The 23,363-nt window shown below is 55.1% G+C and carries 17 protein-coding genes; 5 read left to right on the top strand and 12 right to left on the bottom strand.

Annotation, left to right across the window (positions count from 1 at the left end; genetic code table 11):
* Positions 1-4 precede the first annotated feature (4 nt).
* A complete protein-coding gene (locus JO972_RS10145; protein ID WP_309489930.1) occupies positions 5-1,579 on the top strand; it encodes a S8 family peptidase in 1,575 nt (524 codons plus the stop codon).
* A 3-nt stretch (positions 1,580-1,582) separates the two neighbouring features.
* Here the strand turns inward: JO972_RS10145 and JO972_RS10140 are convergent, their stop codons facing one another.
* The 8 genes from JO972_RS10140 to JO972_RS10105 form a co-directional block, all read right to left on the bottom strand.
* Positions 1,583-2,707: an ABC transporter permease gene (locus tag JO972_RS10140; protein WP_309489929.1), complete on the bottom strand. Its 1,125-nt coding sequence runs from the start codon at positions 2,705-2,707 to the stop codon at positions 1,583-1,585.
* A 6-nt stretch (positions 2,708-2,713) separates the two neighbouring features.
* Entirely contained in the window at positions 2,714-5,482 is a 2,769-nt protein-coding gene (rbbA, locus tag JO972_RS10135) for a ribosome-associated ATPase/putative transporter RbbA (protein ID WP_309489928.1), read from the bottom strand.
* Between the two features lie 5 nt (positions 5,483-5,487).
* Positions 5,488-6,516, bottom strand: a complete 1,029-nt coding sequence (locus tag JO972_RS10130; protein ID WP_309489927.1) for an HlyD family secretion protein — start codon at positions 6,514-6,516, stop codon at positions 5,488-5,490.
* A 12-nt stretch (positions 6,517-6,528) separates the two neighbouring features.
* Positions 6,529-7,944 (bottom strand): efflux transporter outer membrane subunit, encoded by a 1,416-nt coding sequence (locus JO972_RS10125; RefSeq protein ID WP_309489926.1) that lies wholly within the window; start codon positions 7,942-7,944, stop codon positions 6,529-6,531.
* Positions 7,945-8,160: 216 nt separating this feature from the next.
* Positions 8,161-8,640, bottom strand: coding sequence for a hypothetical protein (locus JO972_RS10120; protein ID WP_309489925.1), 480 nt, complete (start codon positions 8,638-8,640; stop codon positions 8,161-8,163).
* A 254-nt stretch (positions 8,641-8,894) separates the two neighbouring features.
* A complete protein-coding gene (locus JO972_RS10115; protein ID WP_309489924.1) occupies positions 8,895-12,488 on the bottom strand; it encodes a hypothetical protein in 3,594 nt (1,197 codons plus the stop codon).
* A gap of 358 nt (positions 12,489-12,846) precedes the next feature.
* Entirely contained in the window at positions 12,847-14,346 is a 1,500-nt protein-coding gene (locus JO972_RS10110; protein WP_309489923.1) for a hypothetical protein, read from the bottom strand.
* Between the two features lie 274 nt (positions 14,347-14,620).
* Positions 14,621-15,391: a PEP-CTERM sorting domain-containing protein gene (locus JO972_RS10105; protein ID WP_309489922.1), complete on the bottom strand. Its 771-nt coding sequence runs from the start codon at positions 15,389-15,391 to the stop codon at positions 14,621-14,623.
* 227 nt (positions 15,392-15,618) lie between these two features.
* Here JO972_RS10105 and JO972_RS10100 point away from each other — a divergent pair, with 227 nt between their 5' ends.
* Positions 15,619-16,737, top strand: a complete 1,119-nt coding sequence (locus JO972_RS10100) for a substrate-binding domain-containing protein (protein ID WP_309489921.1) — start codon at positions 15,619-15,621, stop codon at positions 16,735-16,737.
* A gap of 45 nt (positions 16,738-16,782) precedes the next feature.
* On the opposite strand, the gene JO972_RS10095 is transcribed toward JO972_RS10100, so the two are convergent.
* Entirely contained in the window at positions 16,783-17,388 is a 606-nt protein-coding gene (locus JO972_RS10095) for a PEP-CTERM sorting domain-containing protein (protein ID WP_309489920.1), read from the bottom strand.
* Positions 17,389-17,597: 209 nt separating this feature from the next.
* On the opposite strand from JO972_RS10095, the gene JO972_RS10090 reads away from it, so the two are divergent.
* Together JO972_RS10090 and JO972_RS10085 are read left to right on the top strand one after the other, a co-directional pair.
* A complete protein-coding gene (locus JO972_RS10090) occupies positions 17,598-18,686 on the top strand; it encodes a GntR family transcriptional regulator (protein WP_309489919.1) in 1,089 nt (362 codons plus the stop codon).
* A gap of 66 nt (positions 18,687-18,752) precedes the next feature.
* A complete protein-coding gene (locus JO972_RS10085) occupies positions 18,753-19,454 on the top strand; it encodes a hypothetical protein (protein ID WP_309489918.1) in 702 nt (233 codons plus the stop codon).
* Positions 19,455-19,545: 91 nt separating this feature from the next.
* Here JO972_RS10085 and JO972_RS10080 read toward each other — a convergent pair whose 3' ends face one another.
* A complete protein-coding gene (locus tag JO972_RS10080) occupies positions 19,546-20,277 on the bottom strand; it encodes a PEP-CTERM sorting domain-containing protein (RefSeq protein ID WP_309489917.1) in 732 nt (243 codons plus the stop codon).
* A 499-nt stretch (positions 20,278-20,776) separates the two neighbouring features.
* On the opposite strand from JO972_RS10080, the gene JO972_RS10075 reads away from it, so the two are divergent.
* On the top strand, positions 20,777-21,373 hold the full coding sequence (locus tag JO972_RS10075) for a PEP-CTERM sorting domain-containing protein (RefSeq protein WP_309489916.1): 597 nt from the start codon (positions 20,777-20,779) through the stop codon (positions 21,371-21,373).
* 205 nt (positions 21,374-21,578) lie between these two features.
* On the opposite strand, the gene JO972_RS10070 is transcribed toward JO972_RS10075, so the two are convergent.
* Both JO972_RS10070 and JO972_RS10065 read right to left on the bottom strand, forming a co-directional pair.
* Complete coding sequence (locus JO972_RS10070; RefSeq protein WP_309489915.1) at positions 21,579-22,292, bottom strand: PEP-CTERM sorting domain-containing protein; 714 nt, start codon at positions 22,290-22,292, stop codon at positions 21,579-21,581.
* 237 nt (positions 22,293-22,529) lie between these two features.
* Entirely contained in the window at positions 22,530-23,363 is an 834-nt protein-coding gene (locus JO972_RS10065) for a glycosyl hydrolase (RefSeq protein WP_309489914.1), read from the bottom strand.

Below are 23,363 nucleotides of genomic sequence, written 5' to 3'. Positions count from 1 at the left end.
TCATATGAATATCGTTCCGAACTACGGGAAATGGATGGCCGCATGCTGCCTAGCCACCTTCTGCGGCCTGACCGCCCACGCGCAGACCTCCGCCAAGCCCCCACTGATCGCCGGTGAGGCACTGAAGGGCGAATCCGTCTGGATCGCGCCCGAGCTGAAGAAGGTGACCGACCGGCCTGTCAGGATCGTGGTCTGGTTCGATCAGCAGTTCCTCGGTGATGGAAAAGCCTACCAGCGCCGCGCCAAGGAGTTTGCTAACAGCGGCCGACGTGAGCTGCGCAGTCGCGTGGTGCAATCGCTTAAGACTCTCAGCGCCAAGTCCCACAGTGAAGCGAAGAATGACCTCACTGCTCTGCAAGAGAGTGGCGCCATCAAGGATGTCACCCCGCACTGGATCATCAACGGCTTCAGCTGCACGGCCAATGCCGAGGGCATTGAGCAGCTTGCCAAGGTGAAGGGAGTAAAGAAGATCTTTGCCGGTCGGCGCTCGTTGCGCAGCGTCCAGGCGCAAGCTCCTGCGCCGCTTGTCAAATCGCCTAACAGACCCAGCCAAACCAGCAGCAAGAACCTGCCATGGTACATCTCAAAACTGCATGCCGACAAAGTCTGGAAAGAGCTAGGCGTCACTGGCGAGGGCACGCTGAACATCGTGCACGATAGCAATTTCATCATGACTCCCTCGCTGGCCCGATCCGTCTACACCAATGCCAAGGAGACCCCTAACAATGGCAAGGATGACGATGGCAACGGCCTGATTGACGACTACCATGGCTACAACTTCAACACCCGCTCACCGAACCTAACAACACGCAAACTCAAGGGCGACGCCACCGACCGGAAAAACCTGCACGGCACCAGCTGCGCGCACATCATCTGCGGCGTGGAAACGGAGACCGGCATGCCGCAGTTCGGCATCGCCCCGATGGCGCGATGGGCGGGCGTGATCACCAGCGCGGACATCGAGTCGGCTGTGGAATGGGCCATCGAGCAAGGCGCGGACACCTACAGCATGAGCTTCTCCATCCCGCATCTGGGTGAGACCCGCAGCCACTGGCGCAAGCTGATGGAGCACGGATCATTCTGCGGACTGTTCTTTGTCTCCGGTGCAGGGAACTTCGCCATGAGCACCAAAGTCCCCGTGCAGATGCGCACGCCCGAGGACATTCCGGAGGCCGTCTTTGCCGCGGCGGGAGTGCAGAAAGACCTCTCACGCACCCTATTTTCCAGCCAAGGACCGGTGGAATGGAAGACCGAGCACTACCGCGAAGGGCGGGTGCAAAAACCGGAAGTGTGCGCATTCAACCACGGCGTGCCCCTGCTGATGCCGGATGGCAAAGTCATCGAAGGTCGGCTCAATGGCAACTCCTTCGCCGGCCCGATGTTCTGCGGCACCATCGCTCTGATGCTCTCCGCCGACCCCGACCTGCTGCCCTGGGATCTGAAAAAAATCATCACCCGCACCGCCACCGATGTCGGCCCGAAGGGAGTCGATTACCAAACCGGCCACGGCCTGATCCACTGCTACAAAGCTGTCGCCGAGGTCATTCGCCTGCGCGAGCTGAGAAAAGCTTCCCAATGATGGCTAACGGCTCGAGGCAATCGACCGACGGAAGAGCTGCAGGCTGATCAGGAAAAAGATCCAGCCTTGGCCGGCGACCACGGCAAACTGGGGCCAGACGGTTTTGAAGTCCGCGCCACGGAAAAGGATCGCTTGCGACCCGGAAATGAAGTGGCGCGAGGGCAGAAACCAGGTCAGTTTCCTCAGCCACTCAGGCTGGCTCTCGATCGGGGTCATGCCCCCGGACAACAGGTGGACGACGAGAATCACCACGATGAACAGCAGCGCGAACTGCGCCATCGACCGCGCCACCGTGCCCAGAAAAATCCCCAGTGCGGTGGCAAAAAAGAGGTAGAGCACCGTGCCTGTTAGGAAAAGGTAAACCGACCCCGCAATCGGGACCTCAAGCAGTTTCACCACGATGAAATGCAGCGACAGCACCACGCCAATAAGCAAAACCAGACTGTTCGCCCACACCTTCGACATCGCAATATCAAAGGCGGTGAGCGGCATCACCAGCAAGTGCTCCAGGGTGCCGTGCTCACGCTCCCGGATGAGTGCCGCGCCGGTCAGAATCACGGTCAGCATGGTCACCTGATCGATGAGTGCCACGATAGCGGCAAACCAGGCCGTGGTCCGGTTCGGGTTAAATGCGGTGTGGGTGACGATGTTGGCCGGGTAGCTGCTTTTTTGATCGGTGCCGCTGGCGTAGCGGTTGATCTCGTTAGAGAGGATGTTTTGCACGTAACTCGCACCCACACCGGCCTGGATGACGGCGGTGGCATCGATGTTCAGCTGCAAGGTCGGCTGGCGACCATCGCGCACGTCGGCTTCGAAATCCGGCGGGATATTGACGATGAAAATATAACGCCCCGCGTCCATCGCGTCGTCCATCTCCGAGGCTTCGATGATTTCCGGTTTGAAAAAGCTCGGCGGATAGAAGCTGTTGATCATTTTGTTAGAAAGATCCGAGCGGTCTTCGTCGACAAAAGCGATGGAGGCATTGTGCACCTCCGTCGAGGTGCCCCTGGCCATGGTGTAGACGCTGAAGGTCAGCGCCCAGATGAGCAGTACGATCACCAGCTTGTCCTGGGACAGGCTGCGCAGCTCCTTGATGCCGAGCCAGAAGATGTTCTTGATACGGTTCATGGGCAGCTAGCGTTCTTGCTTTTTCAGCGCGAGGAAGGTGAAGAATGTGAAGACGGGGATGAACAGGGCGAGCTTGATCAGGTCGCCACTGAGCTCGTTGAATGTCAGGCCCTTGGTGAAGGCACCCACGCTTGTGTGCATGTAATAGGTGGTCGGCCAAAGCGTGCCGATCCCCTTGGCCGCGCCTTCCAGGGTCGATACCGGCTGCAGCATGCCGGAGAACTGCACGGTCGGCAGGATCGCCAGAATCGCGGTGCCAAATACGGCGGCGACCTGGCTGGAGGTGAAGGTGGAAATCAATAAGCCCAAGCCGGTGGTTCCCATGATGTAGAGCAGCGCCCCGAGTGTTAGAGCAAAGAGATCTCCCTTCACCGGCACCTTGAAAATATAAACCGTCAGCAAGGTGAGCAGGGAAAAATTGATCATCCCGATGGCGATATACGGCAGTTGCTTGCCGAGGATGAATTCGATTTTTCGACTCGGGGTGACGTAGAAATTGGTGATCGTTCCGAGTTCTTTTTCCCGCACCACACTCAAGGCCATCAGGATCGCCGGGATCAGGATCAGCAGCACGGCGGGAATCGAGGGCACGAGGGCGTTGATGCTTTCGAAGCTCGGGTTGTAGCGGTAGCGGGGCTCGATGGTGGCGGGCAGGTAGGCCGGCACTTCGCCGAGTGTCCGGCGTGATAGATCTTGGAGGTAGATCAGGTGGTTGCCCTTCACATAACCTTCGATGGTCTCACCGCGAAACGGAGCCGAGCCGTCGATCCAGGCGGAAATGGCAGGCTGCCGACCCCGCTTGAGGTCCTTGCCGAAGTGCGGTGGGATTTCATACGCCACCGTGATGTCATTGGCCCGCATCCTCTCACTCAGCTCAGCGGCGTTGGTGATCGGTGTTTGTTCCAGAAAGTAGGGCGAGCTGGAAAGGTTCTGCAGGTAGCGCCTGCTCTCCGGTGTCTGGTCCTGGTCCAGCACCGCGTAGCGAATGTCTTCCACATCCGTGTTCATGCCGTAACCAAAGAGCAACATCAGCACCACCGAGCCGACAAAGGCGAAGATCAGGCGGACCGGATCACGAAGGACTTCCAGCGCCTCCCTGTGACTGAATGCCAACAAGCGCGCGGGGCTGAACAGGCGCAGTTCGGGCGACGGAATATCCAGATGGAGTCGCTCGTCGAAATTCGGTCTTGCGGTGTCGGTTTCGACGGCGGCGGCTGTGGCGGAGTCGGCGGCCGTGTCGCTGTGGGCTTCTTCGATGTAGGAAATGAACGCGTCTTCGAGTCGGTCCGCCTGACGCGCTGCCACCAGCTCGGCCGGGCTATCGCACGCGAGCACTTTCCCCGCGTGCATCAGCGAGATGCGATCGCAGCGCATCGCTTCGTTCATGAAATGCGTCGAGATAAAGATCGTCACCTTGTCCTTCCGCGCCAAATCGATGAGCAGTTTCCAAAACACATCACGCGCCACAGGATCCACGCCGGACGTCGGTTCATCAAGGATGAGCATCTCCGGCTCGTGGATGATCGCCACCGCCAGGGAGAGCCGTTGCCGCACGCCGAGGGGAAGTTTTCCCGACAAACGGTCGGCGCTTTCCTCCAAATCAAACTTTCCTAACAACTCTTCAATACGCGGCGTGGCACGTTTCAGATCCAAATCAAACAGACGGGCGTGCAGCACCAGGTTCTGCCGCACGGTCAGCTCCGAATAGAGCGAGAATGCCTGCGACATGTAACCGACCCGTTTGCGCGTCTGCAAATGGTGGGCGTCCGCCGGTTCGCCAAAGAGCTCGGCCTCACCCTCGGTGCTCGGGAGCAGGCCGGTCAGCATTTTCATCGTGGTGGTTTTGCCGCAGCCGTTAGAACCGAGAAAACCAAAGATCTCACCCCGGCGGATGGAGAAACTCACCTTGTCGACCGCGGTGAACTTGCCAAAGCGTCGGGTCAGCCCCTTGGCCACAATCACAGGCTCGCTCTCGGTCTCGCTGAACGGCGGAATGCTGAGCTGGTGACCGCCACCTTTTTTCCCCTCCGGCAGCAGCGCGACAAAGGCGTCCTCGAGGTTATCGGTCTGCGTTTGCTGCTTCAGTTCCGCGGGTGACCCGGTGGCTAGAATTTTCCCGTCGTCCATGGCGGCGAGCCAATCAAACTGTTCCGCCTCGTCCATGTAAGCGGTCGATACCAGCACGCTCATCTCAGGTCGCTCACTACGGATCGAGTTGATCAGATCCCAGAACTGCCGCCGTGAGAGTGGGTCGACACCCGTGGTCGGCTCGTCGAGGATCAGCAAATCCGGGTCGTGGATCAGGGCGCAGCAGAGGCCTAGCTTTTGTTTCATTCCGCCCGAGAGATTCCCTGCGGGGCGGTCTGGAAAGGGGTCGAGCCCGGTGGCCTTCAGCAGTGTGGCGATGCGTTGGCGGCGCTCGCTGGACGCCTGCCCAAATAGCCGGGCAAAAAAGTCGAGGTTCTGCGTCACGCTGAGTTCCGCATACAGGTTTTTCCCCAGCCCCTGGGGCATGTAGGCGATGCGTGGGCAGACATCATTGCGGTGGCGGCTATGGGCGATGTCGCCGCCTAACACATGCACCTCACCCTGCTGCACCACCCGCACGCCGGAGATCAATCCCAGCATGGTGGATTTTCCCACGCCGTCCGGCCCGATGGCACCCGCCATGCAGCCGCGCGGAATGTCCAGGCTGACCTCACTGAGCGCCTGGTTTTTTCCATACTGGTGCGTGACCTTGGAAAGGCTCGCCGCCGCTGTGGGAGGAGCTGGCATGGCAACTACTTGGGCTGGTCACCCGGATAACGTTTTTCGAGTGCCTCTGGCCAGGCGACGCTGTCGTCCAGTCTGATGTAGCCCATGCCGCGCACTCCGGTTTTCACCTTGTCGATATGCCGCAGCACCAGCTCCTGGGGGATGCGGATGTGGACGCGGAACATCAGCTTTTGGCGTTCGTTCAAGGTCTCCACCTGCTTCGGGGTGAACTGGGCCTCGGGCGAAACAAAACTCACCACCGCGGGGATGGCATACTCCGAGGAGGCTGCGTCCAGGGTGATGCGGGCTTCCGAACCGATGGCGATTTTTCCCGAATCCGCCGACGGCAAAAACACCTCCATGTGAATCTCGCTCAGGTCTAACAAGGTCAGTATCTTGCCGCCGGCGCCGAGCACTTCACCGGTCTCGGCGAGTCGGTAAAGGACGCGTCCTTGGGTGGTCGATTTCAAGACACACTCATCCAGCTGGACCTGGATCTGGTTCACCGTCGCTTCGGCAGCTAGCGTCGTGCTTTTGGCGGTTTCGAGGTGTGCCATGGCAGCGGCCAGCGCAGCTTTGGCTGAATCGAGCAGCGCCTTGCGTTGCTCGCCGACACGTTGGGACATGACACCTTTTTCAACCAACGGCAGCGCACGCTGCAGCTCCTGCTCGGCGAGTGTGAGGCTGCTTTTTTTCTGAGCAATCAGTGCCTCGGCCTCCTTGATCGACTCCTTGGCGCTGGCCAGCTGGGCCTTCGCCCGTGCCAGTTGAGTTTTGATCTCCGCATCGTCCATGCGTGCCAGAACCTGGCCCGGTTTGACCAGCTCGCCCTCGTCCACCAGGATTTCCGAGACCCGACCAGGATACTTGGTGGAAATATCCACCTGATCGGCCTCGATCCTGCCATTGCCGCTGACGATACCCGCCGGCAGCTCCGACTCAGGCTCACGGGTCAGATACCAGATTCCGCCCGCAACCAGTGCGAGCAGGATAAGAATGAGAGGCAGCTTGCGGGTGACCGACCCACGAGGTGCCGTGCATTGTTTTATTTTCATGATGATGCCTTTCTACTGCCACCCGCCGCCAAGTGCCTTGTAAAGCATGATGATATTCGTGCTGATCCGGGCATTACTTTGAGTGAGTTGGTCCTGGACCGTGTACAACGACCGCTGGGCGTCCAGGACAGTTAGAAAACTTGTCTCGCCACCACGATAGAGTTCCTCGGCCATCTTCACCGACTCGCGGGTGGATGCCTCCGCTTTGCGCAGCGACTCACGGCGCACCATCTCCTTGCCATAGGAAACCAGCGCGTCCTCGACTTCTTTCAGTGCGTTTAAAATCGTTCCCTCATAGGCAATCAGCGCCTGTTTTTGGCGGGCATTTTGAATGGCGATGTTCTGCCGCACGCGGCCGGCGCTGAAGATGTTCCATTTCACCGACGGGCCGACGTTAAAGACGTGGCTGGCAGACTTGAGAAAATCGCCGGAATCGAGTGACTCCAATCCCACAGTTCCGACCAGAGTCAGCTTCGGATAGAGCTCGGCCACAGCGACCCCCACCTTGGCGGATTGGGAGGCGAGTTCACGTTCGGCTCGGCGGACATCGGGTCGGCGCCGCAGCACCTCTGCTGGGATGCCCACGGCAATGTCCGCAGGTGCCACCGGGATCTTCCGGCGCGTGTTTAACTCCGCTTTTAAAGTCCCCGGTGCCTGACCTAACAAAACCTCCAACCGGTGCCGGGTGCGTGCCAGCGCAGTCTCGATCGCCGGGATCTGCGAGCGTGTCATTTCCAAATTCGAGCGCGCCTGGGTGAGATCGAGCGGTGATGCCTCGCCGCCTTGGACGTTCGCCTCAACCAGTTCCAGCGTCTTTGCCTGGGCGTCACGGTTGGCCTCCGCGACCGTTAACCGCGCCTGATACGCGCGGATTTCCACGTAGTTCACCGCCACTTCCGCCAGCAAGGTCACCCGCACATCGCCATAGCTTTCCATCTTCGCCTGCTCGTTGGCCTTCGCGGCCTGAACCTGGCGTCGGATTCCTCCAAACAAATCCAGCTCCCAGCCGGCATCAAAACCACCCTCGTAGACAGTTCCTGTGGGGTAGGGCGTTCTCGATGTTTGACTGAATTCGGTGCGGATCATGTCGCCGCCTAAATTGATGGTTGGGAACCTAGCACTGCCAGCGACCACTCTCTGCGAGCGCGCCTCAAGGAGACGGGAAGCGGCCGCTTTCAGGCTCAGATTGCCACTCACCGCCCGGTTCACCAGGTCGTTGAGTTTGCGATCGCCAAAGCTCTTCCACCACGCATTGAGTGCGCTGCGATCTAACTGACCATTTTTCAGGCCACTGGTTTCCAGCTCGCTCCAGCGGTCGGGATGATTCACATCGGGCTGTTCATAATCCTCGCCCACCGTGCAGGCGGTCAGTAGACCGATGCCGAGGAGAACTGGAGCACGCCGAGTGAATGAATCCCAGTTGAACATGGTTCAACTTTAGTAAAAACGCAGCAGTTTGGCTACGCAGATGCTCTCTAGCACTAGGCTTATTATGACAGGGTCTCCCTACGCCATCCACCGTGGTGAGATCAAACCTAGCAGCACCGTCATCACAGCCTCCTCTGTGTGCGACTCCATTTAGAGGGCCATTCTCTGCATGTGCCCCCTAACTCAACCTCCCCAGCCGAGTGCAGCTCTAAACCTTCAAGAATCACTCGCGCGTGCAACATCGACAATCACGGAACTCTTAAAAACAGTTTTATTCAGTTTGTTGTGTTCAGGATACATCAAATACACCGCTCTTTTTCTATTCCGATGCGTGGTGATTGAGCCAAACACCTTTTTCAGCTCGTTATTTTCACGGACATAAAAAACGATAGCGACGGCTTTACCTTCCTCAAAATTGAATGAGGTAATATATTCCTTACCTGGCAAACAAACCACCTTATTCGACTTGGACCCGATATGTCCACCCAGCGGTAACTGGCTGAAGTTGACAATTTGGTAGCTGCCGTAACGGAACTTGCTGGGGGAGAATTCAATCACTTTAGCGACCCCCTTCTTGCGGGTTCCATCCCACGCGAGAATCAGTAATGGCTCAATCACCGATGGAGGAACCACCACCTTCATTGCCTCTAGGAAAATTTCCTTACCCTCATCAGACAGCCCCTCTTTATAAAGCACGATTGTATTCCCTACATACCGAAAACTGCGTGTATAGGAGCTCTTGGCTGGCTTTAGAGGCAAGTAGGAACTCTTACTTTTGGCAAAGAGCTCCACTCCTTGCCATTGATTGAATGACGTCGCTCGAAACGTTTTCCCTGTGGCATCCTCAGTATCCGTTGATTGGGCCGACACATAGGAAACACTGCCCAAAATCAGGGCGACAATTAGGATTCTTCTCATCAAATTCATCTCAAGTAATTACAGGGTTATGTTTAAATCTCGTCTTTCGACAACCAGCGGAAGGACTTCACTTCGAATTTCCGACCGAACTTCTTGTTAACCTCTGGTAAATTCGGGTTCTCTTCCCATTTCTCCAGAATGGGGTGAGTCGTCGGGTTTTGGGACGGATAACTTGAACTTTGCACTGTAGCTTCCTCTGTAGTCGACGCCAGCCATTCAGGAACACGCTGCACGACCATCTCGCAGTGGGCAGTTGCTCTGATCACCCCATCCGCATCTTTACTATCTCCATAAGCACGGATCACAAAAGTATCTGAACGGGTCGCCATGACGGGTGCCAGTGAGTTGAGCACATCTCCCTGGGTAATGTGCCGAGCCATACCTTCATTGATATCTTCGGCCGATCGCTTGAGTCCACCGTCACTGGTGGATCCCATGCCAACAGACGAGTTCAGATTGGCCTCATCAATAGCCGCTTGGATGGCTCCTGCCTCACCCGTTTCATCGCTCAGCAAGCGACGATTGACAAAGTCGGCAAGCCCCATGAAAGGACCGCGCAGCTTGACCTGATCGACAATTGCTTCGGCGAGATCTTCCAGTTCCTTATCGGAGAGTGCACGGAAGCCCATGAAGTCATTATTTTCATCTCCAGCAGGAGTGCTGAAACGGCTCAGAGGAGTGAGATCATTGCCTAGGTTTTCCTCGTTGAGGCTCGTTCCGGTTAAGTAGCTAATCTCATGACCACTGAGTGAGGCTAGAACGGCCTTCCACGCTTCAATACTCGTGGAGTTCACGTTAAACGCGCCCTTGATACCAAGAAACTCCCCTATTTTCGAGTAGCCCTCGTTGCCGGTCAATTCTGCCAGATTTTCCGAGGTCACAGGCTTCAGCAGCTGCATCCTCGTGTTGGCAAAGACTTCACCAGCATTCCCATCGATGACAGCCTGAATAGCTTGCTCATGCGTCGCGTAGGGCTGACCTGGTTGATCACCCCAGTTGATCCCAGAGTAATAATAGCGATCCCACAGCGCCTCATTGGAAGCCCAGGCGGTATCAATCTGATCCTTCGCCCCTGCCGTGCCTCGTGAATTGGAAAGCTTGTTGTAAATCTTCGTGAGGTCTTGCTGGCCAACCTGCGGGCGAGAGTGGCCGATGGAGCGCATGGCGTGGAAATTCAGCTTGGATGTGTCTGCATGCTGTAGCGAGGCCAGTGAGACACTGGGAGAGTGAGGCAGATCAAAGAGCACGATCTCGGACTCACCACTTCCTGCTTCATGTGACGAGCCCCAATACCCAGGAGCATCGATGCTATCGGTCAGCTGCAGCTCAGAATAATCACCGATGGGGCTGATGCTCATGTTCCAGTTCGGGGCAATCACATCGCTGCCGTCATAATCCCTTGGGCCTACCCCCATGGCCCTGTAGTTGAAATCACTGAGAACGGCTACATTATCTTGAAAGGTCTTCAGGTTCATATCCAGGACAAACAGTGAGAGGTATCCTTGATCTGGTCGAGTCACCTGAGATTCATTGAAGACCCTGGCCTCACTCGCGTTCTGAGTGTACGGCCACACCTTGATTTGTTTGATCAGCGAGAGCGGCTCGGTATCGTTGTATCGATTAGTCGCCCAATCGTTATTATTGGAAAATGTCGACGTGTCTCCGATGTTATAATTACCACCAGTGGCTTTCTCCGGATGATACAGGCGCACAAACATATTCCCCAGCGTGGCATTGGCCTGCTTCAGACTCATCTGCACGGTGATCTGGGAATCAGTCTTCACTTCCATATAGTTTTGGCCCACCCCCCTAGCATTCGACACCAGGCCGTTTGCTTCGTTGTATTGGAATTCCGTCATGCGGATGATGTTGCGATCCGATGCTGCGATTTCCGTATTCGGCAACATACTCATGATCCTAATTTCACCAGGTTCCAGTCGATGCAGGCCGCTGGATGGTGGAGTCAGCCTGTAGGAAGTGAGCATCTTCAAGCCATACCAGTCGGAGCTCTGGTATTTCAAAATGGCGGTCTTATTCGCGCCCGACTTGTCTTCATATTGCGCAGAAAAGGCCGTGTATGAACCGACCGCGCGCATATCGACGCTCAGCGAATAAAACTCCAGGGGATAGTTGTAGGGGTTGTGGAAGGTGAAGAAAGGGGTAGCCGTCATGTAGAATTGGTCTTCTTCGCGAGCCAAGCCAAAGACAAAGACAGCGCGGAGTAATTCCGGGGTGATTTTCTGCACCGTGGGCTGCATTCTATTCCCATTACGTGCATCGTGGCCACCGCTCGCACCGTGCGAGGAAACAAACGGACACTGATAGCCGGCACCTCCATTGTAGTTGGGGCCAACATAGACGGATCCTAAAGAAGATCCTTCGAAGCCATTGGGATCTCCGGTGTAACTGAAAGGAACGACACCATGAGCTGCCAAAGCTCCGCTACTGGGCGTGGGGAGCCCCCTAAAATTCAGATCGTTGCGCTCTTTTTTATAGATCCTGTAATGGTTTCTCAAAAGATCCCATGTCGGACCGCGGTAGCGGTTAGAAGAATCCACGGGCACTTCGTAAAGGTAACCTAATTCACTGTCCGTTCCATTATGATAGTACAGCGGATTAGAGGTCACATCCGAGGGTGCAAATGAGCTGTATTCCTCCGTTTGATTCGTCTCGCCTGAATTATTGAACTCTTCAATTTCACCGAATTCTTCAGGGTCAATTTCAAAGGCTGTTGAAAGATCACGGCGGATTCCTCCGCGACGGTTATCAACCAGGAGACCGGTATGTGAAGCGGTTAAATGGTGGAAGTTCTCTTTGAGTGCTTCGGCATTCAGATCACTCAAATCGAAGCTTCGGTAGCTCATCATCTTGTCGATCTGATCGACCTTCCCGCCCTCCGGCAGGTAGGCAGTGTAGTCAGCGAGACCTGTTACCTTGTGCGCTCCCGTGCCGGGAGCTGCTGCCAACTTTCCAGTGGTGATCCAGGTATTGCCAGGCGAATTTGCTGGCTCGGCCACGTCCAGCCTAGCCTTCACCCCTTCATCACTCACCCAGTAAGCATAACCTCCATTTACCCGAGAGCTTGAATCAACCACATCGACGCGTGGGGCATACACATATTCGTCAGTCTCATTCACTGAACCTTCGGCTACCAGCGGGATCCATTCAGGGTCAGTTAGGGGAACCGCTTGCTCAAGCGCTGCAGTCGCAGAATTAAGATCGGTAGGAAGTAAGTATTCATCGCCTGAAACTAGCGCTCCCATGTAAGCGCTGTCCCTGGTCTTAATCGGATCCGTGACGTCCCAATCCGTGGTATCCCACACGGTGGTCCAATTTTTTTTGTGCGTCGCTACCGAGTCACTGAGAATCGATGCCGTTGCTGTCACACGCTGGTCGGCTCCTGCATATTTTTGTAAATCACCCAAGGCCTTCATCAACGCCATGCGAGCGTTCGCTTGCGCCGTCTGCTTGTGCGCGGCCTGGCTTTCCTGGCGCAGCTCAATCGTGGAAAGTGACAACATTGCCAGAGCAATCATGACTAATAGAACCATCACAGAAATGGTCGCGATCAGAGCAAAACCCTGTTTCGTTGCAACTGGGCGAAGACGAGTAATGTAGAGAGTCATGAAATAAATGGGTTGAAAGTGATAAAGATAGAATGACGTAGATAAAACTCGCAATCAAAAACACCTCATCTTTATGATCTCCATTCGTAATGGAAGCATTCTCAGAAAACAGTATTAGATGCTTTCTTAAAGGGTCATTTTTAGACTCTTAAGCTTAATGTGTGTTTAATTGCAAAGGTTATAGATGAAAGTGGTCACCCCAAACCATTGCCCCTCCATGAGCAGGTCAGCGCTCTTTTTTGGAAGATCGGGCAAGATGACCTGGTGAGAAGATGAGGTGACTCAAAGAAGATGCTGCTGCAGGAATGACTATTTATTAGAGGCTGGGCAAAGCGACGCGCTCTCAATCATGTTGTTTTTATTGGACAGGGAGGCCATCGACCGAGGCTTCCAGTGTGAACTGTGATTCCCCAAAACTACCATCTCCAACCTTGACGACGGACTCACGAACGAAGCCGCCATGTTGGTCATAAGTCCGTATGGCACATTCGATGAGTTCACCGGATGCCTCACTACCATCGGCGCGGCTGAGGCTCAGGAACAAACGGCCTTTGCCGTCCTCGTTGGGGCCTAGTCTTTTAAGCAGTGTGGTGAGGTCAATCCCGGCTTCGATGGGGCGATCATCACCTGGGCCTGCGATGGGGACGTGTCCCGCATTGCTTCTACCAAATAACGGCCAACCGTTAAATGCCTCTGGAGCAAACTGCTGCTCGGGAGCTGTTGCCTGCTCATCGCTAGCGAGCCCGATGTTCATACGGAGATCGGTGCGGTCACTGCAGGCGAGCTTGAGACGCAGCGTTGTCCGCGGCTGATAGCGGGCCACTTCCACCCGACCCAAGTAGTTCCCCCTTTTCCAAGTAGGATCCACCATGCCGCTGTAGAGGAGGTAGATTCGGCCATTGTTCGACCATTCGTCGCCCCAGGAATTCACAATTATGAAGGCCCCGCGTTCCCAATCGGCGAGGGTGACTTTGCCGTCGCCATTGAGGTCGACATCGTTGGTGATTTTACCGTCGCCATTCACATCATAACCGACTTCGTCATCGTAGCCGACGCAGGCAATGCCGTGGCCGTAGCCGCTGGGTCCCCACTTCGTCCAAAGCTTCTTACCGGCCTCATGCGCTCCCTTCGGCAGGGTGACGGTGACTTTTTTCAGCTCGCCCATCCGCCCATCCATGGCAAACAATCCCCCGACGGTCTGCCCGCCCTGTTTCGGTTGATTGCGATCGTAGAGCCAAGCGCGAGCCTCGTTGAGCTGCTCGACCGTATTCAGCGGCGTGTAGCGGTAGCCGGACACCCGGTATTCCATCGCCTCACGCCAGATATGGTAGCCATCCGGCCAGACGCCGATTTTATCCAAACGGACGCCGCCGTAGGACTTGGCGGTGGGCACACCGATGTGTTTCGCCACCTCCCAGCCGTGATAGGCCTCGGAGCCTTTGTTCTCGGCATTGTTGATCATGTTCCACGAAAAGTGGGCAGGGAAACGTGTCGCATCCGTATCGGCCGCGGTGCCGTTGAGGACGTTCATTTCATACGTGAAAATCGACGCCACTGAGGCGAACTGACCACAAGCGCCCCAGATCTGTTTGTAAACTGCGGGAAACTGAGGACGAGCCGAGTTATCGACGCGTGAGGGCAGGCGGCTCACATCCACGGTCGTGGCCCCAACGTCAGGCCCCTTGGCATCGCTCCAGGTGTTGTAGTTTTCCCCTTGGGATGGAGGCCGGGAAAAGCCTGGGTAGACGGCATGTGCTTTTGTGATAGCCGGCTCTGACGGAGTCGGCTTGGCCTGAACGGCAGGTGCCAAGATGGCGAGAGAACAAAGAGTGGTAACACGTTTCAAATGAGAATTCATGAAGATGGCTTAAGTGTGTGAAATAGATGAGGCTCCGCCGATGTGCTTCCAGCTTCTGAAAAACGAACGACCTAGCGGCAGGTATAACGACGACTCATTGGGGTAACTTACACGGATTGGTGGAAGATCCAGCCGTAGAGGGCTTCATTCGTCTGCGCAGGACATATGCACAGTTGCGCGGACTAGGTGCATTCACACCCATCCATCGAATCAAAAATACCGGTAGGCAGAGCAAACTCTACCTACCAGTTGCTACTCCGTGAAAATAGATCCGTTACTTGCGGCGACGCATGATCAGCGCCAGACCACCAAGACCGAGTAGGGCGGCGGATGATGGCTCAGGCACAGCCACCAGGCTCAGGGTGTTCCCGGTGACCACGAAGTCCTCATCAAACGAAATCTCGGTGATATCCACGCCACCCAGGGTGTAGTTACCCGTGGTGATCTCCGTTTTCCAGGCTGCCGTATCCACCGTGGGGTTGGTCCAGCTACCGGTCCAGTCAGCAGCAAAGTCGATCGTGCCCGAACTGCTGGAAAAACCGTGAGCAGTGGTTCGGTTATTATCGATGATCATCGTGCCTCCAATGTTCAGCGTTCCTCCGTTCCCAACACCGAAACCGCTGCCTGAAGTCCCGTTGCCAACCGTCCAAGTTCCGCCGAGCAGATTAATCGTCGTTCCGTTGGCTAGAAGACCACGTGAAGTAAATGAACCTCCGGTCATGGTATAAGTGCTACCACCGTTGAAGTTGAAATTCTGTGAGGTGCCGCCACCTGAACTGACGATATCTCCACCTGTTTGCAGGATATTGGCACCCGAGGTATTCCATATGTTAGCGGCATAAGTTCCGTCCACGGCGATCACCCCGGTGTCGCCACTGCCAGGAACCGTTCCAGTGGAGTTATCCGAGTCATTTTCCCAGTTCGCCCCTACCGTTATACTGCCGCCTCCCAAAAAGGTATATGACGCAGCGTCAAGCTGCATGGTGCCAGCCCAAGACGCCGCACCGAGCACAGCCAAAGTGAGTATGTTTTTATATGTGTTCATTGTTTCATGTTTTATCGCTTAACCCTCGCCGAACCCCATCGGGAGCCTGGAGAATTCTAACTATTCATCGCATTCATCCCATGACAAAGGACATGCCACATGAGAATACGATCGTCTAAGTATCTCACGGTTAAGCATCAGGTCGACACTCAAAGCTTCCATTTGAGTGAGCAGTGCACATACTCAGTTAGACTGGACTTTTTGGTGATCTCGGTTTGAATCCAATCATGCCCCATCTAGACCGAACCTCGCTTGCCGAGCAGCTGGCCCGCGCCCTTAGCGAAGAGATCGAAAACGGCGTCTGGACCAAGCGCCTGCCTGGCTATCGCGTGCTGGGAAAACGCTTTGGAGTCAGTCGTCCTACCTGTGAACGGGCCTTGCTGATCCTCGAATCCAATGGCCTGATCGGTCCTGCAGAACCCGGTAAAATGCGCGCCGTGTTACGGCAAAAGGTCAAAACCCCGAACACAGAGCGGATGCACCTGCTAATTGTCATTGATAGCCGCCATCCCCCTACCCAATTAGACGCAGCCCTGATCAAACGTATGGAGGATTTCTGGATCAGCGAGGGAGGCGAAACCAGTCGCGTGGAAGGTGACCTGACGCGCATCCATCAGCCTACGTATCTGCTCAAGAAATGGTTGCAAATGTCGGGTGCCAACTGCGTGCTCTTTGAAACCATCACCCCGGAATGGATTGCGCACCTTGAACACTTTGGACTACACTGTTATGCAACAGGAGGCCACATCGGCGCAGGCTCAGGTTTACTCTCTGGCTGTGGTTTTAAACTGGTGCTGTGCATCGATACTTTATTTCGAAAGCTCCTCGCGCTCGGTCACCGACGCATCCTACTGGTGCTTGCGCGGGCCACCGATGAGGAATCAATGGCCGAAGCCATCCGCCGAACCACGGATCCGATTCTCGCCGAGACCTGGGACGGGGAAGAGATCACTTTTTCCATCGAGGTCCCAGACCTCACCAACCCATCCGACTGGCATCACTGGTGGCAAAGCACGCTAGACCGGGAGCAGCCTTCAGTGGTCGTTACCGAGAATGCCTTCCAAGGGCTCTGCCTGAACACCTACTGCCTCGAACGCGGCATCCAAATGCCACGTGACATGTCGATTGTGGTTCTGGAGGATGCCGATTTCCTCACCTGGCTCAAACCTCCCGCCACGCGCTACCGCTATCTCTACAACGAAGCATTCCGCCACTTTCGAGATTGGGTGCGTGGCGGATTCTCCCCAGGATCCGTCAAGGCTCTCAGCGCCGAGCAAGTCGGAGGTGCCAGCCTCGGCCCTGCGCCCCAAGCCGCCCGGTCATCCGTACAAAAAAACGGTGAGTAGAGATCACTCCACCCACCGTTTTGCACACACAAAAAAATTCGTAGATTACTTGCGCCGGCGCAGGATCAGGGCAAGGCCACCGAAGCCAAGCAGCGCGGCGGACGAGGGCTCCGGGACGGCATACAGCTGAAACTCAGCGACCGCTGTCTCAGTATCTTCACCAACGGTGGTAGGAAAGAGCACCTTGTAAGAGGTATAGGCTTCGCTCGCATCGACAGCGACCGAAGTAGTGGTCCATGGAGCGGGGTCCGCCAAAGTGCCAGAGTCGATGAAGGTCCAGTTTTCATCGGTGCCTGTGCTGTTGCTTGTACTCGTGATGGCATCATTGGTGCCGTAAATTGCCCAGCTGGTGACATCGCGCGGACCGTGGTCGGCCGACCGGATATCAAAGCTAGCCACCAAGCCACTCGCCAAGGTAGGTGTGACGATGAAGCCGCTATTGGATGCGCCTCCCCAGATCGCCTTGTTGTTCTCAATACCGTCGGTCAGGAAAGACAATTCATTCCCCCAAAGTCCGATACTACCATTCCCATCGGCATCGATAGCCACCACAAAGTCCGTGGTGGAAATCATGGGCGTGGCTGCGTAGGCCAGCGGCGTGGCGGCCATGCATAATGAACTAATCGAGTAAGCGAGGTGTTTTTTCATCATCGTTTGGTTAGGGTTGGTGTGATTAGGTTCGCCCTGATCGAGATCAGAACTTCCACTGAGCAGAGCACGCGCAGCGTTTTTTATCATCACACACACCAGATCCTCCACATCGCTACGGTCAGGTCGATATGGAAAGGCGGCTTTCAAGTGTGCATATGATATGCATAGTTGTGGTGGACATTGTCCTGTATTGCGATCAGGTTTCCTGCATGGCCCGACTCGAGCGAAACACCCTTTCCGAACAACTCGCCGCTGAGATCTCGAAAGAGATCACAGCCGGTGTGTGGACAGAGCGCCTACCTGGGCACCGGATTTTAGGAAAGCGTTACGATGTCAGCCGCCCGACCTGTGAACGCGCCCTGAACATCCTCGAAGCCAACGGACTGATCTCCCCCGCCGAGCCAGGGAAGATGCGTAAAATCCTGCGCAAAGAGAGTAAAAAAGCCGCGTCAGATCAGCTGCACTTGTTAGTCGTCATCGATAGCCGCCATCCCCCAACTCAGGAGGACGCCGCCCTGATCCTGCAGATTGAGGATTTCTGGAAATCCGAAGGCGGCCAGACGAGTCGGGTGCAGTGCGATCTAATGAGGATCCGGAAACCTGAGTATTTGCTCAAAAAGTGGATCACCGCGTCCGGTGCCAATTGCGTGTTTTTCGACACGATCACGCTGGAATGGGTCAAGGCTGTCGAAACCTTCAAGCTCCCTTGTTACGCCACCGGTGGCAGCTTGCGTGGTAGTGTGGGGCTACTTTCGGGCAGCGGTTTCAAAATTGTCGATTGCATTACCGGCCTGCTACGCGAAGTGCTTGAGCTGGGGCATCGGCGCATCCTTCTGGTCATGGGCCGCGCCACACCTGAAGAGGTAATGACAGGTGCCGTGCAGGAAAGCACCGCCCCAATCCTCGCAGAAAACTGGGATAGCGAAGAGGTCTCCTTTTCCCACATGATTCCAGATCTCGTCCATCCATCCGACTGGCACGAGTGGTGGCGAATGACGCTGACCAAAGAACGACCGTCGGTGGTCATCACCGAGAATGTTTTTCAGGCCATTTGCTTGAACAACTACTGTCTCGCGCACGGCATCCAAATGCCTCGTGACATGTCGCTCGTCGTCTTGGAGGACGCTGATTTTCTCGCTTGGTTGCAGCCATCACCCACACGCTATCGCCACCTGCACGAGGATGCTCTGCGACATTTCCGAAGCTGGGTCCGCGGTGGATTCCCGCATGGCTCGATCAAGTTTCTGGGTGCCGAATTAGTCGACGGTGGCCAGACCTTGGGCCCCGCCCCGCGCTAGATCACTCAGAGGAATGTCACAGCCAACAAACCTGCCCCAACAATGAAGAGTCTCCATTTGACGGCCATGAGATCGATCCGCGAAATCCGCCTTTTCCTCGGCATCTCACTTCTCCTCACCCTAGGCCATCAGCAGATCCACGCCGAGGAAAGTTCGTTTCACGCGAACTTCGATGACCTCTCAGGATGGAAAAATGACTCCAGTCCAAAGAGCCCTCCATCCTACAGTCTGAGCAAGGGCATCCTCCGCATGAGCACCAGAGCGGAGACACGAGACCGCGTGAAGATTCGGACGACCAGACGTTTCGGTATCGGGCGCTACACCTGGCGTGTGTTTATCCCATCAATGGGTAAGGGCGATCAGTCCAGCGTGGGTGCCTTTCTTTATCGAAACGATCGACACGAAGTCGATTTTGAAATTGGCTACGGTAAGGAGTCCCTGCGCGAGAAACTCAAAGCCGGCCCCAACGACCTTGTTTGTTACTGCACCTCACAGGGAAACCCGTTCAGCTCAGACCAAATTCTGATCAAGGCTGAGGCCTGGTATAAGCTGGCCATCGACATCGCTCACAGAAAAGATGGCAAGTATTTGATCTCATGGTTCGTCAACGGCAAGCAAGTGAAGCAGCTGCAAACGGCCTTCGGAGACGAGATCACCTTCACCGCGCATTGCAGCGTTGAGAATCTTAAGTTCATTGGCGACCATATTCCGCATCAGGAGAACTATGGCCTTTTCGACTCCTTCCATTTCAGTCCACCGACCAAGTAAAAATCAGCTCGCCACCTAACAAAACGAGACGGCCCGCGAACAGACCGTCTCGTGTCGATGGTTACAGTCTCCTCCCGGAGACGCCGCTGAATTACTTGCGACGACGCAAGATCAGAGCCAGACCACCCAGTCCGAGCAGAGCGCTCGTGGAGGGCTCTGGAATCGGATCAACAGCGTTCGCCAAGGCTAAACTCTGAAAACGCAGCTGGCTGTTATTATTTCCCGTATCCGATAGAAATTCAATTTCCACATCAAGCACCGCATCCGTATCCGAGGCAAAATCAATCTGCACCGTTTGGTGATCGTTGGTGGACAAATCAAGTTGCTGATCAGCAATCGAGCCATCCGATAACGACACTGTAATACGAGAAACTGCATTCCACTGTCCGTAGGTCACATAAAGCGTGTTGAGCGTTGTCGAGGCCAGCACACTTGTCGAGAACACCGCTGAGCCTGGCTCATTAACAGTGCTCAAATGGTCAGCGTCAAAGGTTCCGCCTGGGTTGCTCGCAGTCGGGCTACCGTCCGACCATGAGTACAAAATACTCTGGCTCGAATTAGATGCTCCAAGAACGTCGGAGCCCGCATAGGTGACAGCATTGATCCCACTGCCTCCCGCTTTACTCTCGGTCGGCTCAAGATCAGTCGTCGTATAGAGCGCCCAATCGCCGGTGCCGAGAGCCGTTAGGTCGATGGCTTGATCGGGGTCCCCCAAGGCCGTCACACTCAGTGTAGCCGCACTTGCTGATCCGCCCAATGTGAGAACCAGCAGCGCGGATACAGCGTGCTTGGTGATCGTTTTCTTGATGTTCTGTGTTTTCATATTTTATAGCTTTGTGCTGTTTGCATATCTGATAAGCCTGCACCTACCAGATCGACAGTTGAGTCACACATGAAACATGTGATCATCTCAATCTAAAGCACCAGCATACCGCTCAGTCGGCTATCTCAAAAAACCTCATTTGGGTGTGCCTATCATAGACACAGTTGGACCATGCCCCCATTTCTTGCGTTGATGTGCCTACAAAATAGACTCTCTTGCACGTCACCAGATCGCTCCCTCCCCACCACACGATGGAGGTTCAGCGATTGAATCTGGCCCTGGCGGAAAAACAGTCACCTCAATACCTACACAGACATCATAAAAGTGAATCAATTTCATGTTAATTCATCTTATCTCCGCGCCCAGTCTTGCGCCTCAGTCCCCACCTTCCTTTCTAAGGGTGTCATCACGACATTCCTTTAAAACGCATCATAATTCTCGTTGAATGGAACAACTCCCACTAGTTCCATTCACCGATGGTTATAGCAATGATACAACCATGAAAAATACATCCAAACTACGCAGTATCGCAGCGGCTTTGTTCGCGATCAGCTCCTTCACCAGTGCCGCTAATGCCGCATTGACGATCTCCAATTGGAGTGCCACCGAATCGACACTCTCCTTCGATATCACGGGCACCATCACCGACGACGTCGCAGGAGGAAATGCCCAACAACGCCTCGTCATCGGCATCCCCGGCGGCAATCCTGAATTTGTCACCAACGATATCGACTACAGCGATATCCTCCGCGGCTCCACCCGCCTCGACCCCAGTGCCGTAAACTTGGGTTTGATCTACATGTTTCCCAACGAAGCCACTTATCTGGCAACAGACATTATCCATATTGAAAAAGCTTCACAGGCTAGTTTTGCTGTCGGAGATGTCTTAAACCACAACATTTACTTCTCAGATTTCGACGGTGACGCGACCTTGCTCAATCCCGAAGATGTCATCGTTTCCTGGGGATACACCGTTATCGACGCTGGGCCAGAACTCGCCCACCAAGTCGGTGCAGCTGCTGTGCCGGAACCATCTTCCGCTCTTCTATTAGGACTTGGTGCTCTCGCACTGACAGCCCGCCGTAAGAGAAGTTAGTTCAGCTGACACACCCATTTTTTCATAAACGGCTCACACGTCCTGCGCGTGGGCCGTTTATGCATCACATTATCGCGTTAAGCCCCCCTGACCTTTGTAAACAGCGCTAGAGCTGAACTGGGCGGCTCTTCAGTCAGCAAGGGAACAAGACAAAAAAAGGGCACCAGTTAGAAACTGGCACCCTACACACACAAAGTTGAGAGACTTACTGGCGCCGACGCATGATCAGCGCAAGTCCACCGAGGCCAAGCAAGGCCGCGGAAGATGGCTCAGGAACGACGGTCGTAAGAGCAACATTGTCGATCGTTGAAGCGCTATTGATACCACCAGTGCCACCATCGAAGGTGATCTGAAAGTATCCTTCATCACCGCTATCCAAAGTGATCGAGCTTACATCAATATCGAAATCATCGTAGTCAGCAACGAATGTGACGGTATTCGTATCAGAGGTGATTGAGCCTGAACCTAACAGACCACTGGTGGTCGCCGTGGAAGTGTTCACAAATACGACCTCAAAGTCCCGAATGCTGTCACCCGTAAACACGCCATCGAAATGCAATTGATCGAAGGACAGGGTAGCTCCTGAATTGTTGGCAACATTCACTTGCAAGATTGAACCGTCAGGTTTGTTCATCCGTAGTGCGTTTGTATCGGATACCGCTCCAGCTAAGGTTCCGAACGTTCCGTCATTACTGCCTCTATTGGTGACAATGTCCCGGACCGCAGTACCGGTGATCGTAGTAGTTATCGACGCCGTGGAAAAATCGGAAGCTAAGCCACCGGCTGTGTCACTGTCCGCCCAGGCATCCCAGGATGCCAGAGTTGCGGCATTTGCTGATGCGGAGACCATGGCGACGCCCGTCAGCGTCAGAGCGGTCAGAGACCTGATTGATTTCATTGTTTGTTCTATCTTCATCATATTACGGTTTCTCGGTATTGAACCATCCCATAGATCAAAAGAACTCACTCAGGCACTGCAAACGCGCCTAGAAGTGATTCTCTCATCTATGAACCCACCCAGCATCACATGGATCGTCCACGCGGCAATACCTAAACTGATCACTTGAGTGAGCAGGCGACATACTCAGTTAGGAAAATCCGAGCAGAACAGTTTCCGCCATGCCGCAGCCGTAGCTGACCTTTCCTTACCCACCCCTTAGGCGTCTCGGTATGCCTTACCGAGGCGTGTCAGATTCCCCTTACCATCGTAAAGTGCACTGGTGCCCAGCGGCGCTGATTTCTGACCCGCAGGGAACCAGGCATAGCGTTCCACGAAGTCCATGCGATCGAGCTTCGGAAGGATGGTTTCCATGAACTTGAGCACTTTGTCCGGGTGGTGCTTGTTCGCCTTCGGGGTCTTGGCATCCCAGTCGCCCACCGCGAACTCGGTGATCCAGAGCGGCTTGTTGTACATTTTCTGAATCTTGTGCAGGCGTTTCTCCAGTTGATTCGCATGGGGTCCGCCGTAGGAGTGCACGGTGACGAAGTCGACCCGCAGGCCTTTTTTCTTCACGCCGGCCATGAAGGCCTTCATCCAGTCGTTATCCGGGTGAACACAAGCCGGACTGCCGAGTCGCAGCCCGGTCTCCATCAGCAGCGGCCAGATGCGCAGGGCTTTTTCCACCGACATGTTCGCCTGATGTTTGCCATCGGGTTCATTGAATCCTAACAGCTCTTTAATACCGGCTTCCTTGATCTTTTGACCCGTTTTGGCGAGCCCTGCCTTATCGCCCCAGTAACCCCAAATCATCGGTTTGAAATCGACCCCCGCAGGGATGCCATTGGGGATTTTTGCCCCCCAGGAGTAGAACCACTTGCAGTTCAGCTTGCGCACTTTTTCCGCCCAGCCGTTGTTCTTCACCGCAATCGCCAGTCCCTTTTTGGGCGACCTGCCACCGCCGGGTGCTGCCAAGGCACTGCCGGCAGGAGCCAGTGATGCCAGTGCGGCAAGCCTCATCATATCGCGCCGAGTCATGGAGGGTGTCTTCAT

Origin of the sequence: Oceaniferula flava (genome assembly GCF_016811075.1) — a bacterium.
Taxonomy (GTDB): Bacteria; Verrucomicrobiota; Verrucomicrobiia; order Verrucomicrobiales; family Akkermansiaceae; genus Oceaniferula; species Oceaniferula flava.
This window is presented reverse-complemented; position numbering and strand designations above follow the sequence as displayed.